The organism is Aquimarina sp. AU474, assembly GCF_900312815.1.
Classification (GTDB): Bacteria; Bacteroidota; Bacteroidia; order Flavobacteriales; family Flavobacteriaceae; genus Aquimarina.
The window spans coordinates 522449-542013 of record NZ_OMPE01000007.1; the positions used below are offsets into that span (position 1 = coordinate 522449).

General features: G+C 32.7%; 15 protein-coding genes. 9 read left to right on the top strand and 6 right to left on the bottom strand.

What is annotated here, in order from left to right; translation table 11 throughout:
• Window positions 1–71: 71 nt before the first annotated feature.
• From DK508_RS09100 to DK508_RS09110, 3 genes are all read left to right on the top strand, one after another.
• On the top strand, window positions 72–590 hold the full coding sequence (locus DK508_RS09100; RefSeq protein ID WP_109300432.1) for an RNA polymerase sigma factor: 519 nt from the start codon (window positions 72–74) through the stop codon (window positions 588–590).
• A 142-nt stretch (window positions 591–732) separates the two neighbouring features.
• Window positions 733–1644: a FecR family protein gene (locus DK508_RS09105; protein ID WP_109300433.1), complete on the top strand. Its 912-nt coding sequence runs from the start codon at window positions 733–735 to the stop codon at window positions 1642–1644.
• A 4-nt stretch (window positions 1645–1648) separates the two neighbouring features.
• Entirely contained in the window at window positions 1649–4201 is a 2553-nt protein-coding gene (locus tag DK508_RS09110; RefSeq protein ID WP_109300434.1) for a FecR domain-containing protein, read from the top strand.
• Between the two features lie 114 nt (window positions 4202–4315).
• Here DK508_RS09110 and DK508_RS09115 read toward each other — a convergent pair whose 3' ends face one another.
• Window positions 4316–4735: a nucleoside-diphosphate kinase gene (locus DK508_RS09115; protein ID WP_109300435.1), complete on the bottom strand. Its 420-nt coding sequence runs from the start codon at window positions 4733–4735 to the stop codon at window positions 4316–4318.
• Between the two features lie 166 nt (window positions 4736–4901).
• On the bottom strand, window positions 4902–5933 hold the full coding sequence (locus DK508_RS09120; protein WP_109300436.1) for an alkaline phosphatase D family protein: 1032 nt from the start codon (window positions 5931–5933) through the stop codon (window positions 4902–4904).
• 79 nt (window positions 5934–6012) lie between these two features.
• Between DK508_RS09120 and DK508_RS09125 the strand changes: the two genes are divergently transcribed.
• From DK508_RS09125 to DK508_RS09135, 3 genes are read left to right on the top strand one after another with little or no spacing between them, the layout of a single operon-like run.
• Window positions 6013–7020 carry a bifunctional oligoribonuclease/PAP phosphatase NrnA gene (locus DK508_RS09125; protein ID WP_109300437.1) on the top strand — a complete coding sequence of 336 codons (1008 nt, stop codon included), beginning with the start codon at window positions 6013–6015 and terminating at the stop codon, window positions 7018–7020.
• Window positions 7017–7568, top strand: a complete 552-nt coding sequence (gene gldI / locus DK508_RS09130) for a gliding motility-associated peptidyl-prolyl isomerase GldI (RefSeq protein ID WP_109300438.1) — start codon at window positions 7017–7019, stop codon at window positions 7566–7568. The genes DK508_RS09125 and gldI overlap by 4 nt, the downstream gene beginning before the upstream one ends.
• Window positions 7569–7581: 13 nt before the next feature.
• Window positions 7582–8697: a peptidylprolyl isomerase gene (locus DK508_RS09135; RefSeq protein WP_109300439.1), complete on the top strand. Its 1116-nt coding sequence runs from the start codon at window positions 7582–7584 to the stop codon at window positions 8695–8697.
• 75 nt (window positions 8698–8772) lie between these two features.
• On the opposite strand, the gene DK508_RS09140 is transcribed toward DK508_RS09135, so the two are convergent.
• Window positions 8773–10233: an aminoacyl-histidine dipeptidase gene (locus tag DK508_RS09140; RefSeq protein WP_109300440.1), complete on the bottom strand. Its 1461-nt coding sequence runs from the start codon at window positions 10231–10233 to the stop codon at window positions 8773–8775.
• 103 nt (window positions 10234–10336) lie between these two features.
• Between DK508_RS09140 and DK508_RS09145 the strand changes: the two genes are divergently transcribed.
• From DK508_RS09145 to DK508_RS09155, 3 genes are all read left to right on the top strand, one after another.
• Window positions 10337–11413 carry a DUF3810 domain-containing protein gene (locus DK508_RS09145; protein ID WP_109300441.1) on the top strand — a complete coding sequence of 359 codons (1077 nt, stop codon included), beginning with the start codon at window positions 10337–10339 and terminating at the stop codon, window positions 11411–11413.
• 104 nt (window positions 11414–11517) lie between these two features.
• The gene (locus DK508_RS09150) at window positions 11518–14511 is read left to right on the top strand and encodes an amidohydrolase family protein (RefSeq protein WP_109300442.1); all 2994 of its coding nucleotides are present in this window, start codon (window positions 11518–11520) and stop codon (window positions 14509–14511) included.
• Window positions 14512–14567: 56 nt separating this feature from the next.
• Window positions 14568–15857 (top strand): amidohydrolase family protein, encoded by a 1290-nt coding sequence (locus tag DK508_RS09155; protein WP_109300443.1) that lies wholly within the window; start codon window positions 14568–14570, stop codon window positions 15855–15857.
• Between the two features lie 60 nt (window positions 15858–15917).
• On the opposite strand, the gene DK508_RS09160 is transcribed toward DK508_RS09155, so the two are convergent.
• The 3 genes from DK508_RS09160 to DK508_RS09170 all read right to left on the bottom strand — a co-directional run bounded on the left by DK508_RS09160 (window position 15918) and on the right by DK508_RS09170 (window position 19528).
• The gene (locus DK508_RS09160) at window positions 15918–17183 is read right to left on the bottom strand and encodes a TlpA disulfide reductase family protein (protein WP_109300444.1); all 1266 of its coding nucleotides are present in this window, start codon (window positions 17181–17183) and stop codon (window positions 15918–15920) included.
• Between the two features lie 146 nt (window positions 17184–17329).
• A complete protein-coding gene (locus DK508_RS09165) occupies window positions 17330–18454 on the bottom strand; it encodes an alanine--glyoxylate aminotransferase family protein (protein WP_109300445.1) in 1125 nt (374 codons plus the stop codon).
• 285 nt (window positions 18455–18739) lie between these two features.
• The gene (locus tag DK508_RS09170; RefSeq protein ID WP_109300446.1) at window positions 18740–19528 is read right to left on the bottom strand and encodes a DUF6503 family protein; all 789 of its coding nucleotides are present in this window, start codon (window positions 19526–19528) and stop codon (window positions 18740–18742) included.
• Window positions 19529–19565 lie beyond the last annotated feature (37 nt).

A 19565-nucleotide genomic window follows, 5' to 3' on the forward strand; every position in this document is an offset into this window, starting at 1 on the left:
CCCTTGATTTTTTTTATTTTTTTGAAAGCTTAGAAAAAAAATCTAGATTTGGCATTCATTTTACACCCCCGATGTCTGATAAGAGTTCCACATGTAACGAAAAAGTATTCGATGAGTTTTTCAAAAGCCATGCTAAGCTTTTGCGAAACTATGTATATTACAAATTTGGGGACCTTGATCAAGCAGAAGATATTGTTCAGGACTCATTCATCAAATTATGGAATAACTGCTCCAAAGTAAATCTGGATAAAGCCAAAAGCTACGTGTATACTGTTGCGACTAATCTTGGTATAAGTATTACCCGTCATCAAAAAGTGAGGTTTAAGTACAAAGATTATGTTACGCAACGTAAAACGGATATTAACCAAGAATCACCAGAGTTTATAATGCTTGAAAAAGAGTATATGGAAAAATTCAAAAATGCAATTGCTGCATTGCCCGAACGACAGCGGGAAGTTTTCCTTTTAAGTAGAATTGACAAAAAAACATATCGAGAAATTGCAGAATTATCTGGAGTTTCGGTAAAAGCAATAGAGAAATTAATGCACAAGGCATTAGTAGCATTAAGAAAAACAATTGGGAATATTTAGTTCCTGAAAACAATAATACCACAGAAAAAAGTTATTATAAATAGTACATTTTTTAACGATAAAACCTAAAACTTGATTTTTTTAACACTATAGGGGTAGGGTAATATGAAGATAAGGCGTTCTCATTATATACATAAAAGTTATGTTAGACGATAAAAAAGACGATATATTCTTATCAAGATGGATTAGCGGAGAGCTTTCTGAAGAAGAACTTCAGAAGTTTCAAGCCCATCCGGAGTATAAGCATTATGCCAAAATTATGGCTGGTGCAGATGCTCTTGACTTAAGAAGCTATGATGTTGACGATGAACTTTCTTCTTTAAAATCTAAACGACATCAAAAGGTTCCTAAAAAAACCGGTTCTGTTATAAAGCTGTGGCCTTATTTTGCGGCAGCTGCTTCTATTGCAATTATTCTTGGTCTATTTTTATTTGGACCAAATGAATCTTTTTCTACTGACTACGGAGAAACATTAACAGTACAACTTCCTGATGGTTCAGAAATGATTTTAAATGCTAGATCTGAAGCTATTTTTGATAAAGAAAACTGGGAAAAAACCAGACTTGTCTCACTACAAGGAGAAGCTTTCTTTAAAGTAAAGAAAGGAAGTAAATTTACTGTATCTACCAAGAGTGGTGAAGTCTCTGTACTTGGTACTCAATTTAATGTTCAATCTCAAAACTCGTTCTTTGCAGTACAGTGTTTTGAAGGTAAAGTAAGTGTAGTCAATAAAAATCATACAGCAGTACTCACAGCAGGAAAAGCATATAGAAATCTTGAAAACACTCCCGAAAACTGGAATTTTTCAGGACATCAACCCACTTGGTTAACACATACTAGTTCATTTAGAAGCATACCTATACAATATGTTTTTGAAGAACTTGAAAAACAATATAATATACAAATACAAAAATCTAATATCGATCTCAAAACGATATATACGGGAACATTCCCGAACAACAACAAAGAAGTTGCTCTTAGAACAGTTTTTAGTACCTTAGGCATGGACTATAGCATATCGAAAGATGGCAAGACCGTGGTACTAGAAAAATAATAGCATGACAAGATTTTTATGTGTATGTTTTTTTTTATGGGGTGTATCTGTGTATTCACAAGAAGTGACAGAACCTATTATTTTTAAAGACACTCCTCTGTCTGAAGTGATTTCGGTTATAGAACAACAGTACTCGGTTAAATTTTCTTTTATTGATAATTTGGTAGAAGATAAAACAATAACCACCAAAATAAATCGCTCTTCACCTCTAGAAAGCGTACTTAAAGAATTACAACAGCAAGCATTTCTTAAATTTCGAATTACCGGAAATAATTTTGTCACTATAAGCTCTTTCGGAAGAAAAGATAATATCCCAATTTGTGGATATGTTTTAGACGAAGAAAACAAGCCTCTTAAAAATATTGGCGTGTTTTTTAAAGCAATCCGAGCAAATAGCACCACAGATGAAAGTGGGTATTTTGAACATCCAGGAATACCCTATAATTCTGCAATACTAATTAGCGCTCCTGGGTTTAGACAAAATGTTCTTAATTCTGAATCTTTTGTAAACGGTGAATGTATTAAAATATTTTTATCACATACCAAAGAAGAAGCCTTAGAAGCGGTTCTAATTCAAGAATATATTGCCAAAGGGATAACTCAAAACAAAAAAATAATCAACATTGATTTAAACGATGTGGAAGTTCTTCCTGGACGAACAGAGCCTGATATTTTACAAAGTGTGCAACTCACTCCGGGCGTAAATAATCCAAATGAGACGGCTTCGGGTCTATTTGTAAGAGGAAGTACTCCACACCAAAATTTAATACTCTGGAACGGAATTAAAACATATCATCAAGGGCATTTTTTTGGTATGCTCTCGGTTTTTAATCCTTATGTAGCCAAAGAAGTTAATTTTTCTAAAAGTGGTGTTAGTGCAAAATATGGAGATCGTATTGCTGGTGTAATCGATATAACTTCAGAAAATGAAGTAGCCAAACGTTTTACAGGGGGAGCAGGATTTAATATGATTAATGCCGATGCCGTTATTCACACCCCTATTATCAAAGACAAAGTATCTCTACAAATATCCGGCAGAAGATCATATACCGATATTTTAGAAACATTTACGTACAAACAACTCTCGAAGCGCGTGTTTCAAAATACAAAAATTGCAGAGACTGTTGTGTTAAACAATGAAGAGAATGATTTTTTCTATGCAGACTATAATGCTAATTTAATCATACAACCTGCATTGAATCAAAAAATAGAAGTTAATACGATATACAGTAAAAATGATCTAGATTTTGAACGAAGTGATGATATGGAATCTTTAAATGATGATCTTATAACCGAAAATGAAGGATATAACATTAGTTGGAAAAGCTCATATAACAACAAAGTCTTTTTAGACATAAATGGGTATTACACAAAGTATCTTTTAAATTATCAATTTATAACAAGAAACTTAGGAAGTATTGTTGAAATTGAAAGTAAGAAGAATAGTGTACGTGATTATGGAGCTCAGTTAAATTTAGAATATAAATTTTCTGAATATCAAAGCCTATCAGGAGGGTACCAATACTCAAACAATTCTATACAATATGCTTTCGTTACAAATACGCCCGACTACGAATTGATCTTAGATGAGGATGATCAATTTTTAAATACACATGCATTCTATTCAGAGTATAAGTTTGAAAACCCGAAAAATTTTTATTTTTCGGCAGGAGTACGATTTAATCATTATGCTGAGCTTGATAAATCTTTTATAGAGCCTAGGGTTTTTATTCAGAAAAATATTACCAAAAACTGGACTATTAATACTAGTGCAGAATATAGAAGCCAAGCTACTAGTCAAATTCAAGAATCTGTAGTAAGTAATTTATCTCTAGAAAATCAAGTATGGACCTTAGCCAATAATGAGCAATTCCCGATAATCTCTAGTTATCAATTTACCTTTGGTAGTAGTTTTAAAAAAAATAAGTGGTATCTAGATTTTGATAGTTATTATAAACAAATAGATGATATCACATCGCTAACCGCTGGTTTTATAAATCCAATAGATAACACCTATCATAATGGAGAAAGTAAAGTTTTTGGAGTTGATGTATTTTTAAAAAAGAGATTTAAAAATTACAAAACATGGGTTAGTTATTCATACATAAACACACAAAATAAGTTTGAAGATATTAACGGAGATGATTTTTTTCCTGGTAATTGGAATATAGAACACACTGTAAAATGGTCTCATTTCTACAAAATAAATAATTTCCAATTCTCTTTGGGATGGCTTTGGCATACCGGTAAAGCTTTTACTAATATTTCTGGAGTCGATGATACTGGTGATATTGTAGTATTAGAATTTGGCGAAATCAATAGTAATAATTTACCTGTATATCATCGATTAGACTTTTCTGCAATTTATGATTTTAATATCGGTCAAAATTCTAATACAAAATACCGTTTAGGATTATCTGTGCTTAATATTTATGATAGAAAGAATATATTAAATCGGGAGTTTAGAACCACCAATTCTTTAAACAATCAACTTATCAATGCCGATGTATTTTCTTTAGGTATTACACCAAATATAAGTTTCAGGGTATTTTGGTAGTGACTATCCGGGCACATTACATTATTTATTTTTTACTCGACAAATAAAAAATACAAACATAAAAAAGGCTGTTCACTTCGTGAACAGCCTTTTTTATTATTGAAATATATTTTCCTAGAATTGCTCTCTTCCTGAAAAATGAAAAGCTCCTTCGATCGCAGCATTCTCATCACTATCACTTCCATGAACAGCATTCTCACTAATAGAAGTAGCAAATTTCTTACGAATCGTTCCTTCTGCAGCTTCCTCTGGGTTAGTTGCACCTATTAACGTTCTAAAATCTTCTACTGCATTTTCTTTTTCTAAAATAGCAGCTACTATAGGACCACTAGTCATATATTCTACTAACTCTCCATAAAACGGACGTTCCTTATGTACTTCATAAAATGCTTTAGCATCGTTAGTAGTTAGTTGCGTTAATTTCATTGCCACAATTCTAAAACCTGAAGCTGTAATTTGTTCAAGGATTGCACCAATATATCCTTTTCTAACCGCATCCGGTTTTAACATTGTAAAAGTTCTGTTTGTTGCCATTATAATTTTTTTTGTCTGCTTCTAATTCAAGAAGAATTTTTTAAATCATTATATCGGATACATCCGATTTCTAAATTTTTGTGCAAAATTAGCTATAAAAGGATCAAAAACAAGAATTATTGAAAGAAAGTGGTTTCATACTAATGATAAAAGAAATTATAAAGCTTTAGTTTTTGGGGTATTGCTTCTTATATTCTTGCAATACAATGTCATTTTCTCCTCTCATTTCCATGGTAACATTATATGTATCTAAGTTAAATCTTAATATCCCATAACTTGGCTTAGAAATAACTCTACCCACTCTAAGGCTATTAGATTCTCCTTTAAAACTTGAATACGCATGTGTTAGCCCACTAGAGGTGAAATCTATTAAAGGATATTTTAATTTATCAATTTTGATTGTTGAAAATTCGGAAATATGTCGATCTCCACTTAAAATAATAGCATTTCTGACGGCCTTATTAACAAGTATATTCTTAAGCCGTTCTACCTCATGAGGAAAATTACCCCAAGTTTCATAACCATGTTCTGATGATAAAAACTGAATACTACTTACTATTACTACAAAATCAGAATAATTAGATTCTAATTCTTTCTCTAACCATTTCCATTGTTCATCTCCCAATACAGTACCTTCATTATTCATGTACGGATCGTATCTCCTATCCTCACTCTCACTTTCTTTTAAAGGAGTTCTAAAATACCTTGTATCAAGTATAATTACTTTTATACTTCCTTTCTCTATTTCGAATACTTTAGAGGTATATATCCCTTCTTGTATTCTAGCCGGGTCATTTTTAGGTAGTCCCATAAAATTTAAAAACAACTGCTGGCTTTTTTTTTTCATCTTCCACTCTACTCCCCCATCATTTTTACCATAATCGTGATCATCCCAAGTGCCCATAACAGGAACTTGCTCTTTCAACTTTCTATACTCAGGATTACTATTTTGAATAGTATAATCATCTGCTATTTTTGTTATATCCTCAGAATCTGCATATATATTATCTCCTCCCCAAATAAATACATTTGGTTCTTGTTTTATGATATTTTTCCAGAAAGGTTGCGGACTGTTTTGTTTATTACAACTTCCAAAAGCTATGACAAAATCATCAATGTTTTTTGCTTTATTGGTTTGAGTAAAAACCAATTGTATCATTGCTATGTTTATCAGGAACAGAATTTTTATGTTTTTCATAGGTAATAATTAAGGAATTCATACAAAACTAACTGATCTAATATTACCAAAATATTATTTATTGTATCTTCGCTCACTTATGAATATTAAAGAAGTAAAGGAGCTATTAACTACTCCTAAAAACATAGTTATTACGGCTCATAAAAATCCAGATGGAGATGCGATTGGCTCTTCTTTGGCCTTGCACCATTACCTTTTATCTCTTGGCCATCAGTCAACAGTTATAATGCCAAATGAGTATCCCGATTTCTTGAAATGGATTCCCGGAGAAGAACATATTGTTAAATTTAGTTTAGACACACCATTAGCACAATCTAAAATTAAGGAAGCTGATCTTATTTTTACACTCGATTTTAATTTATTATCACGAAGTGGAGAAATGGAAAATGATCTTAAATCGTCGAATGCTGTATTCCTCATGATTGATCATCACCAACAACCAGATGATTATGCTAAATTTATGTTTAGTGATACAACTATGAGTTCTACATGTCAAATGATTTATCATTTTATCGAAAAATTAGATCATCTTGATATGATTTCTGCGGAGATAGCAACATGTATCTACGTGGGAATCATGACCGACACAGGTTCTTTCAGGTTTAGGTCAACCACAAGTACCACACATCGAGTTGTTGCAGATCTAATTGATAAAGGTGCCGATAATACTAAGATTCATGAAAACATATATGACACCAATACCATATCTAGATTACAACTAAAAGGAGTGGCGTTAAATAACCTTAGAGTTTTACCAGAATATCAAGTAGCGTACATTTCTTTATCACAAAAAGAATTAGATCAAAATAAATTCAAAAAAGGTGATACAGAAGGCTTTGTTAACTTTGGACTATCTATAGATGGGATAAAATTTGCTGCCATTTTTATTGAAAATAAAAAAGACGGAATTATTAAAATTTCACTTCGTTCAAAAGGAGATTTCTCTGTAAATGAATTTTCTAGAGATCATTTTGAAGGAGGAGGGCACCATAATGCTGCAGGAGGTAAAAGTAATCTCTCTTTATCGGATACCGTTGATAAATTTATTAGTATCTTACCGTCTTATAAAAATGTCCTGAATCAATGAGAACAATTCTTTACATGATTGGTCTTTTCTTATTATTCTTTTCTTGTAAGGCTCCCGAAGCTAGAAGACCTGTAAACATAAAATCTGGTTCCTTTATTAATGAATCTATTAATCGAAATAAACAACTTGCTGCTAAACAAGAAGCAAGAATTCAAAAAATAATAGATCAGGATACCATAAATGAATACATAACATCCAAAGGAGGGTTTTGGTACTTTTACAATAAAAAAGATACAACATCTACTACTACTCCAAAATTTGGTGACATTGTAAATTTCGATTACAATGTAAAAGATTTAAATGGGAATGTTATTTACACTCAAGAAGAGTTAAACACCACCACCTATCGTATTGATAAAGAAGAACTTTTTTTAGGACTTAGAGAAGGTTTAAAATTAATGAAAGAAGGTGAAATTGTAACCTTTCTATTTCCATCTTATCAAGCATATGGATATTATGGTGATGATAATAAGATTGGAACAAATATTCCGTTAGTAAGTGAAGTAACATTAAATAAAATCACAAAAGAGTCAACAACAGAAAATTAACTAGTATTAAAAAATGAGAAAATTAAATCTTTTATTCTTAGCTATCGTTTCTTTAGCTTTTAGTAGTTGCGATGAAAAATACCCAGATTTACAAGACGGTATTTATGCAGAAATAATAACAAATCAAGGTACTGCTGTAGCGAAACTATACTCCAAACAAACACCAATTACTGTAGCCAATTTTGTGGCCTTAGCAGAAGGTACACATTCTATGGTTGATAGTATTTATGCAGGTAAAAAATTCTATAACGGTATTGTTTTTCATAGAGTTATCAAAGACTTTATGATTCAAGGAGGTGATCCTTTGGGTACCGGAGCTGGTGATCCTGGATACAAATTTCCTGATGAGATTGTAGATTCTCTTTCTCATAAATCGAAAGGTATTTTATCTATGGCAAATTCTGGCCCTAATACCAACGGAAGTCAGTTTTTTATCACCCTTAAAGATACTCCTTGGTTAAATGGAAAGCACACTATTTTTGGAGAAATTGTTATTGGTCAAGATGTTATAGACAGTATTGGAGTCACCAAAACTGGACCACGTGATAAACCTGCCAGCGAAATAAAAATGCTTGAAGTAAATATCATTCGTAAAGGTAAAGATGCGAAGGCTTTTGATGCCAATGGTCTTTTTACAGATAAACTAAAAGGAATCGAAGAAGAACGCATTGAAAAAGAAAAATTAATAAAAGAAAAAAGTGCCGCCATTGCCAAAAAATTCAATGAGTTAAAAGCAACTGCTACAAAACTAGAAAGTGGTTTAGAAATAGCCTTTGTTACTAAGGGAGATGGTGTAAAACCTAAACCAACAGATGTAGTAAACGTAAACTATGCTGGATATTTTACAGATGGAAGAGCTTTTGATACGAATATTCGTGAAAAAGCCGAAGAACATGGTATTTTAAGAGGTAACGGTCGTTATGTTCCAATACCAATGCCATACTCTCCAGATGCTAGAATGATCGCTGGTTTTAAAGAAGGAGCGCAACTAATGAATGTAGGCGACAAAACCGTACTTTTCCTTCCTTCACATCTGGCTTATGGTGAAAGAGGCACTGGACCAATACCTCCTAATACTGATCTAATATTTGAGCTTGAAATTGTAGAGATTGTAGCAAAACCTGAATAAAGGTTAGATAATTTTAAACAAAAAAAACATCCTGATTTTATCAGGATGTTTTTTTTGTTTAAAGTAAAACGTAATTTAATTTTTAGGAATATTCTTTAAAATTTCTTTTACAAATTTCCAATATTTCTGTACCGATGATATACTAGCTCTTTCATCAGGAGAATGTGCTCCTAAAATTGTAGGACCAAACGAAATCATATCCATATCCGGATAATTTTGTCCCAAAATACCACATTCTAATCCTGCATGACAAGCGGCTACATGTGCTTTTTCTCCATATAATTCTTGATACAAAGCATCCATTACTTTTAATATTGGAGAATCCATATTGGGTGCCCATCCAGGATAATCACCACTAGTGGTTACTTCACAACCAACAAGCTCAAAAGTTGCTCTAAGCTTATTCATTAAATCTGTTTTAGAAGACTCTACACTACTTCTGGTCAAACACTCTATGGTTATTTCTCCTTTACCAATTGTTACTTTGGCTATATTATTAGATGTTTCAACCAGATCAGAAATCGAAGCGCTCATCGTATATACTCCATTATGAGCTGCATACAATGCTTTTAATATTCCTTCTTGCACTCCTAACTCCATTATATTTTGAGGTAAATCGGTTTTCTTTATCTCAATATCTAATTTAGGATCTACAATAACGAGTTCATTTTTTATAGTTTTGATTAATTCTTTAATCTCAAACTCAAAAGCTTCTTCCTGAATTGCATCTACGGTTATCAAGGCAAAACTCTCTCTAGGAATCGCATTTCTAAGACTTCCTCCTTTAATTTCACTTACTTGGAGACCAAAATTTTCAAACCCGTCAAAAAGTAATCTATTCATAATTTTATTAGCATTCCCTAATCCTTTATGAATATCCATACCAGAATGTCCTCCATTAAGTCCTTTAACCGAGATCGAATATCCTATTTTTCCTTCTGGGACAACCTCTTGCTTATACGTTCTTTTTGCTGTTACATCAATTCCTCCTGCACACCCAACGCCTATTTCATCATCTTCCTCTGTATCTAGATTTAATAAGATATCTCCTTGCAACCAACCTCCTTCGAGTCCCATAGCTCCTGTCATACCCGTTTCTTCATCTATGGTAAACAATGCTTCAATTGCAGGGTGTATTAGTTCTGTAGATTCTAAAATAGCCATAATTGTTGCTACTCCTAATCCATTATCCGCTCCAAGAGTAGTTCCATTTGCTCGTACCCAATCATTATCGATATACATTTCTATTCCTTGGCTATCAAAATCAAACTGAGTATCCGCATTCTTTTGATGAACCATATCAAGATGGGATTGCATTACAACAGTTTTTCGATCCTTCATTCCTGGTGTTGCAGGTTTTTTAATGAGTACATTACCTACTTTATCTATTTCTGTGATCAACCCTAAAGACTCCCCAAATTCTTTCATAAACGCAATTACTCTCTCTTCTTTTTTAGAAGGGCGTGGCACTGCATTTAGATCTGCAAATTTATTCCAAAGTGCTTGAGGTTCTATATTTCTTATTTCTGAATTCATAAGTGTATCATTGTATTTTCGCAAATGTACTATATTAAGATAATCTTAAACACAATGATATATTAAATGTTGTAGTTTTACCAATGTATTATATTTTTATTTTATGCAATCAAAAACAAAATTATATCTCACCATACTATTACCTGTCCAGGTTATACTAATAAAGATCATTTCTTTTTTTCCAGAAATTATTGAACGCTTATATAGTAATGGTATTTTTGTTTACATATCAAAAATACTTCGGTACGTATTTGGGTGGATTCCTTTTTCTTTTGGAGATATTTTATATTCGGTTTTGATTATCATGCTCATTCGATTCATCATCCTAAAAATATTTCGAAAAAAAGTAATTTGGAAAGAGGTATTATTAGACATTGGTGCTACTTTATCCATTGTTTATGCCTCTTTTCATATTCTATGGGGAATGAATTATTATCGCTTACCATTACATGAAATATTAAAGATAGATGATCAATATACCGAACAGGAACTCATAAAGGTTACAGAAGCGTTAATTACAGAAGCGAATGCGCTACATAAAAAATTAGAATCGAATGATTCTCTTAGCATTAAAATGCCTTACTCAAAAGAAGAAATCTTTCAAAAAACTATCCCTGCCTATGATCAACTAAATGATATTATTCCAGAATTAAATTATCATCCAAAAAGCATTAAAAAATCTATATTAAGTATACCTCTTACCTATATGGGGTTTAGTGGTTACTTGAATCCTATTACTAATGAGGCTCAAATCAATGGGTTAATTTTAAATTATAAGGCTCCTACCACAAGCTGTCATGAGGAGGCCCATCAATTAGGTTTTGCCAAAGAAAACGAAGCCAACTTTATTGCTGCTCTTACAACAATGAATTATACCGATGATTATTTTAATTACAGCGGTACCACATTCGCTCTCAAATTTTGTATAAATGACCTTTATTTGAGAAATGAAGAAAAAGCAATTTGCTTAATAGAAGAATTAAGGCCAGGAATTAGAAAAAATTATCGAGAAGTAAATGAGTTTTGGGAATCTTATGAAAATCCATTAGAACCGATCTTTAAAAGCACATATGACAGCTATCTAAAAGCTAACAATCAACCTAATGGTATTGATACGTATAGCTACGTAGTTGCCTTATTAGTAAATTATTACAAAATAAATCCTTTAGCATCCAAATAGCACTTAAGCATAATAGTTATGCTGTTAAATAATTCCCAATATTTCAGCTATATTTACTCCAACTACTATCTTTAAAATCGATTCAAACACTTTACACAAATTCTATGAAAAAACTTCTATTATCACTAGTCGTGGTATGTTGGTGCTTTAATTTTTACGCTCAAGAATATTTCCCAAAAAACAACGGTGTAAAAACAACCGATACAAATTACACTGTTTTTAAAAACGCCATTATTCATACAACACCGAGTTCTGAAATTAAGAATGGAACATTAATCATTAAGGACGGAAAGATTACACAAGTAGGAAGTAATATACCGATTCCCGAAAATAGTGTAATTATTGATCTCAAAGGAAAGCATATCTATGCTTCTTTTATTGATACCTTTACCAGTTTTGGTATAAAAAAACCAAAAAGTCAAGGTGGAAGCATATTTAGTCCAGGAGCCAAACTAAATTGGAAAGCAACAAGAGAAGGTTATTATTGGAATGATCATATTAGACCAGAGACCAGCGCACTTACCACTTTTAAATATGACAATAAAAAAGCTACCGAATATATAACTGAAGGATTTGGAGTCGTTAATACTCACATGCCGGACGGAATAATTAGAGGTACAGGATTATTGATCGCCTTAAACAATGAAGGCACGGCCGGAGAACGATTATTAAGTGATCGATCTTCTCAACTCCTCTCTTTTAAAAAGAGTAATACGAGCAAACAAGTTTACCCCACCTCGTTAATGGGAGCAATGGCATTACTCAGACAGGTTTATCATGATGCCGGTTGGTATACTTTAGGTAAAGTCAATACTAAAGATTTATCTCTTGAAGCGTTAAATAGAAATAAAAATTTACCTCAAATTTTTGAAGCTGAAAGTAGAATCAATGGTCTTAGAGCTGATAAAGTAGGAGATCAATTTAATATTCAATATACAATTGTAGGTGGAGGTGATGAATACGCCCGGATTGATAAAGTAAAAGCTACCAATGCCACTTATATCATCCCTCTAGATTTTCCTGAAGCATATGATGTATCTGATCCTTTTATGGCAAATTTAGTAAGTCTAGGGGATATGAAGCATTGGAATCAAGCTCCTACAAATCCTTCTGTATTATCAAAAAATGGTATCACCTTCTCTATAACTACTCATAAATTAAAAAAACTCACCGATCTTAATACGAAAATAATGAAGGCTATAGAATATGGCCTTGACAAAAAGACTGCTTTAGCAAGTTTAACAACTATTCCCGCTCAAATATTAGGTAAAAGTGATGTGTTAGGAAGTATCAAAAAAGGGGCTTATGCTAATTTCTTAATTACTGAAAATGAGCTATTTACAAAAGACAACATCATTTTTGAAAATTGGGTGCAAGGTCGTAAGAACATCATTAATGATATGAATATCCAAGATATAAATGGTAATTACGAACTTATACTTGCCGGAAAATCTTATGATATATCCATTTCTGGCAAACCTTCTGCCCCAAAAGCAGAAGTTAAATTTGGAGAAGTTAGTTTAGGTTCTAAAATTGATTATAAAGATGATTGGATAACCTTGACTTTTACAGATGCTGACACCTTAAAAACGCAGTACACCAGTATCGTAACTGCTTTAGGCAATACCCCAAAATTTTGGAGTGGTAAAGCAATTCTACCTAATGGTACAGAAACAACATTTACTGCCAAAAAGAAACCTAAAGAAGACACTTTAGATAAGAAAGACATAGATGCATCTACCACAAAAGAAAAACCAGAAGTACTACCTGTTTCATACCCAAATATAGCTTATGGCAATTCAAAGTTACCAGTACCCGAAAACATTCTATTTAAAAATGCAACGGTATGGACTAATGAAATAGATGGTATTTTGGTTGAAACTGATGTATTAATTAAAAATGGTAAAATTTCGGCAGTTGGAAAAAATCTGAATGCTAACGGAGCCAAAATAATAGATGCAACAGGAAAACATATAACTGCAGGAATCATTGACGAACATTCTCATATTGCAGCAGATGCCATTAATGAAGCCGGACATAACTCATCTGCCGAGGTAACTATCGAAGATGTGGTTTTTCCTGATGATATAAATATTTATCGAAACTTGGCTGGGGGAGTTACTTCAATTCAAATATTACACGGATCCGCCAACCCTATAGGTGGTCGCTCGGCCATTTTGAAATTAAAATGGGGAGAAAATGCCGAAAACCTTATCTATAAGAATCCTCCAAAATTTATAAAGTTTGCATTGGGTGAAAATGTAAAACAAAGTAACTGGGGCAGTACTACACGTTTTCCGCAGACTAGAATGGGAGTCGAACAACTTTTTATAGATTATTTTGATAGAGCAAAAGCATATGAAAAAATAAAACTAAGCGGAAAACCATATCGAAAAGATATCGAAATGGAAACTATTGTCGAAATACTTAATGGCCAACGATACATTAGTTGTCACTCGTATGTACAAAGTGAAATTAATATGTTAATGAAAGTTGCAGAGAAATATGATTTTAAAGTAAATACATTCACTCATATTCTCGAAGGATATAAAGTAGCAGATAAAATGGCCGCTCATGGCGTTGGTGGATCCACATTTTCCGATTGGTGGGGGTATAAGTTTGAAGTAAATGATGCTATTCCTTACAATGCAGCCATAATGCATAATCAAGGTGTGATCACAGCCATCAATAGTGATGATGCCGAAATGTCGCGTAGATTAAATCAAGAAGCAGCAAAATCAGTAAAGTATGGTGGTGTTAGCGAAGAAGATGCTTTAAAATTTGTTACTCTTAACCCAGCCAAATTATTACATATCGATGACAGAGTAGGAAGTATAAAAGTAGGTAAAGATGCAGATTTGGTTTTATGGACAGATCATCCATTATCTATATACACAAAAGCCGAAAAAACAATTATTGATGGGGCTGTTTATTTCGACCTTGTAAAAGATAAAGCAATGAGAAAAACTATTGCAGCCGAAAAAAATAAGCTATCGACCATGATGTTAAAAGCAAAAAATAGTGGCTTAAAAACGCAACCACCAAAGAAAAAAGAAAAACAGCATTTTAAATGTGAAACGTTAGAAACAATTAACTAAAACGCGTTGTAAAATTAGGGTTAGCGATATTGTTTTAACCCAAAACAATCAATAACATGAAAAATTTAATATATATAGTGGTGTTAATTACTTTTTTTGGAAAGGTAACAGCACAACAAACCCCCTCAAATGATCAAAGTGAAGCTATCTCAATTACGGGAGCAACTGCACATATTGGCAATGGTGAAATAATCGAAAATAGTATTATCATTTTTGAAAATGGTAAAATTACGGCTGTTGGTATAAACGGTAATATTACCGTAAAAGGAAAAACAATTGATGCATCTGGTAGACATGTGTATCCAGGTTTTATTGCCCCTAATTCAACTCTTGGGTTGGTAGAAATTGGTGCTGTGCGTGCCACAGATGATGATAGTGAAATAGGAAGTTTCAATCCGCATATAAGAAGTATCATCGCTTACAATGCCGAAAGTAAAATTGTAGAAAGTATGCGACCAAATGGTGTCTTAATAGCACAAATCACTCCACGAGGAGGGGTTATTTCAGGAACCTCATCTGTTGTACAGTTGGATGCTTGGAACTGGGAAGATGCGTCAATCAAGACTGATGATGGAGTTCACATGAATTGGCCCAATATTTATAGTCAAGGACGATGGTGGATGGGCGAAGATCCCGGTTTTAAACCTAATAAAAAATATACTGAGCAAGTCGTGCAAATAGAAAATTTTCTAGCACAAGCTAAAGCCTCTATTAAGTCAACATCTATCCATAAAAACTTACCTCATCATGCTATGAAGGGTGTTTTGGATGGCTCTACACGTTTATATGTGCATGTAAACGCTGAGAAAGCAATTTTAGATGTAATTACTTTCGCAAAAGAACATCATCTTAAAAAAATAGTACTAGTTGATGCGTATGAAGCATACAAAGTAGTCGATCAACTTAAACAAAATAACATTGCCGTTTTATCGAGTAGGCCTCATAAAACTCCAAACTTTGAAGATGATGACTATGATCTGCCGTATAAAAATGCCAAATTATTAATGGATGCAGGTGTATTAGTTGCTATACAAAATAGTGGTGGTATGGAGCGATCTAACGCAAGGAACTTACCTTTCCAAGCGGGAACTGTTGCTGCACATGGTTTGGATAAAGAAAAGGCGTTACAACTCATTACAGGTAACAGTGCCAAAATCTTAGGTATTGATCAATTTGTAGGTACTCTTGAAGTTGGCAAAGATGCTACTCTATTTATTAGTCAAGGAGATGCTTTGGATATGAGAACTAATCTTTTAGAAAAAGCATTTATTCAAGGTCGGGATATTTCTTTAGAAAGTCATCACACAAAACTCTGGAAACGATACAGTAAAAAATATTCAAAATAACTATCCCGTTTGAAAGCAAAAATCCCATCAAAAAATTGATGGGATTTTTTATAATCATCTTTATCGTGTTTTTTCGGAAAGGATTTCTTTTGTTTTTTCTATTGCCTCTTCTCCAGTTCCTCTTACCAAAATATTTAAATTTTTATCTAGTAGGATAAAAGTAGGAAAAGCTTCAATTCTTAAATCTTTAAGAATATTAGGATATTTTTTCAAACCACCTTTTAAGTTTTTTTGTAAAAAAACATGATGCCAGCTCATATTATATTCTTTTATATGCTCAAACACTTTACTTTTTTCATCATCATATGCTAAACTTAAAATTGATAAGCGTTCCTGATGATCTTTATTAAGTTGTATCACTTGGGGATTAAGTTTTAGGCACGGAGCACACCAAGTTCCCCAAAAATCGATAAGTAAATATTCTTTGTTTCCTATAAGTTTGGAAAAACTAGTGGATCTAAACCTGATGTCATTAAATTTAATATCCTTTATTCTTTCACCTTCAGTGAGCCCTGTTGGTTTTTCTTTCAATTTCAAATCTTTCAAAAATAATTCTGAAAAATCCGAATTAATAGTATCTATCTTAAAATAAACCTCTCCTAATTGAATGGTATCCTTCAATTTTATTTCTACAAAATCATAATCCATTCGAGTACTAAAATCATCTCCCTTCGCTGCAAAGGCATAGGACATCCCCTTCCAACTCGGGCTCACCGAAACTTTATATTCTTTTTCATTCAAAGAAAATGTACCATTCCACACATGATTATATGCCTGCATTCTTAAGACTAGCTCTGTTTTTAACACATTATTTGGATGCACAATAGAACTATCATTTGGTATCATTTTATAAATTAAACTATCTTTTATTACTTGACCATTTAAATACTGCTCGTATGTAATAGTGTCATAGTCTGTTTCCGTATCATAGTTAACTCCTCCTTTCCATTGCCCAAATTGTCGATTAAAATAAAGTTTTTGATCATCACTTAAATCTTTATTGAAATTACGGTCATAAACAATCACATACTTCCCGTTCTCATATCCAGTATAAGCATATATCTGTTTTGGTTTTATAGAATCATTTTGTAAATAACTTTTAAATTTTAGATATTGAAGTTTCATCGTATCCAAATCGGGAACTCCCTTTAATTCTTCGGGTATAGAATCTATAATCCTAAATGTATAACGAGTCTGATCCCCTGCTTTGATATTTTTATTCAATGCAATCGAAAAATCTCCTTTGTCAAAAGTGTTTTTAGTTTCTTGAGTATGATTACATCCCAAAAATGTATAGATAAAGCTTAACAAGAGTAATTTTTTCATTGAAGTTGATGTTTATAATAAAGAATTCTTTACGTTATGTTCCGAAAAACACAAATTGTTACCCTTTGCGTTTTTTAATAGAATTAGCACGATTATAAACTTACTATTTTTCACGTCGTTTTTACATATTCCTGGTGTAAATAACCTTATCCTTTCTTAAACTCTTTAATATCCTCTAGAGCACTAATTAGCATATTTACATGGTTAAGAGTACAACTTTCTCCCATAATACCAATTCTCCAGATTTTACCGGCAAAGGTACCTAAACCTCCTCCTACTTCTATATTATATTCATTAAGCAACTTTGATCGTAGTAGAGCTTCATCATTTCCTTCAGGCAAGAAAACCGAGTTTAAATTAGGCAATCTATATTGTTCTTCGACCAAATACGTAAACCCTAATCTTTCCAATTTAGATTTTAGTGCTAAATGTACTTCTTGATGTCTTTTCCAACGATTTTCTAATCCTTCTTCCAAAACAATACGTAGTGATTCTCTTAAAGCATATACCGACGATACTGGTGCAGTATGGTGATATGCTCTTTTGGCTCCTCCCCAATAATTTTTCACCAAACTAAGATCCAAAAACCAACTTTGCACCTTTGTTTTACGGTTTTCTAAAACTTTTAAAGCTCTATTAGAAAAACTAACAGGCGATAATCCCGGAGGAGCGCTTAGGTTTTTTTGAGTACCTGTATATATGGCATCTATACCCCAATCATCAACCCTTAATTCTACCCCGCAATACGAAGTAACTGCATCTACCATCAATAATCCTCCTGCATCGTGAACTAAATCACTAATCTCTTTTATAGGTTGTAATGCTCCTGTAGAAGTTTCAGCATGAACTAAAGCCACTAATTTTGGTTTAGGACATATTTCTAACATTTTTTTTACATCTGCTGCTGACACCACAGTTCCCCATTCTTTTTCAATCTTATGTACTGTAGCACCACAACGTTCGGCAATATCCGCCATTCTACCTCCAAAAACTCCATTAACACAAATAATCACCTCATCTCCTGGTTCTACAAGATTCACTAAACATGTTTCCATACCAGCGCTTCCAGGAGCAGATACAACAAAGGTTAAATGGTTTTTAGTAATAAATGTTTTCTGAACCATCTCCTTTACTTCATCCATAATCGTAACAAACTCTGGGTCCAAATGCCCAATTAAAGGTGTAGACATTGCTTTAAGTACCCTTGGATGAGCATCTGATGGGCCTGGACCCATTAAAATTCTTGTACTTGTATTTAATTCTTTATACATAAGTATAGATTATTAAGTTTACCACTATAACGTTTTCGTACGTCCAAAATTAGACAATTCTGTTCGTTTGATTTTTGGGCTATGATAAGAACTTTTGATCAAATAGATCAAAAATTGACAATTCAATAATATAACCATCTCATAAATCACTTATTTTATCAGATTTTGAAAAGATGGTCTTAATTTTTATCAAAAAAAAGTTAAACATAAAAAACCCGTAAACACTATGATCTACGGGTTTTTATTAATGTATTCCAATATCTGTAATGCTTCTGCCTTTGTTATTTACTGTTTCTTAAACAATGACTTAGAAGGTGTTTCTTTATTCACTATTGCATTAACAAAATTTCGTTCATTTCTAACTGCTCCTACTACCCCATCTTTATATTCTCTCCATTTTAAGGTTTTAGGAAGTAACAGTCCGTTTACATCATTCCAGTCAGAATATTCTATCAAACTAATTTTTTCACTGCTTTCTTTACTGAAGAAAGTAACTGTATACCCAAGAAATTTCATCTTCTTAGTAGCATTATCGTAGTATACAAAATAATTATCTTTTGGAGAATCCCCTATACCATCACCATAAGATATCTTATATCCTGGATAGGATATATCATTCATTTTAAGATCTTCTACTTTTTCATAAGAAATCCCTTCATCACCAAGAACGAATGGCATAGCATAAAAATAAAACATTAAGTTATGATAAAAACGAGGATTTCCTTTAAAAGCAGTAGAATCTTCTTGTTTTAACCATGCCTCATTACCATCAAACCCTAAAGCAAATTTATCTGTTTCAATACGGGCGTGACGTGTTTTAAGGTCAGTCGTATGTTTTTCGTTTCCTTCCGGTTTTACCATCTCAAAAACCAAAGTATTCATTTGATCAAAAGTTTGTATACCTCCATGCGCACTAAAAACAGCTGCAATATCTTCTGGAAATTCTCCAGAACGGTCAGGAATAATTTCTTCTTTTGGAGTTTCGGAAATGACTGTTTCCTTTTCGGTTTTTGTTTCCTGTTTACAGGAGATTAGAACTGTTATACCAAGTAATAATGTGATTAGTGTTCTCATTGTATAAGATCTGTTTGAATATTAAAACGAGAATAGT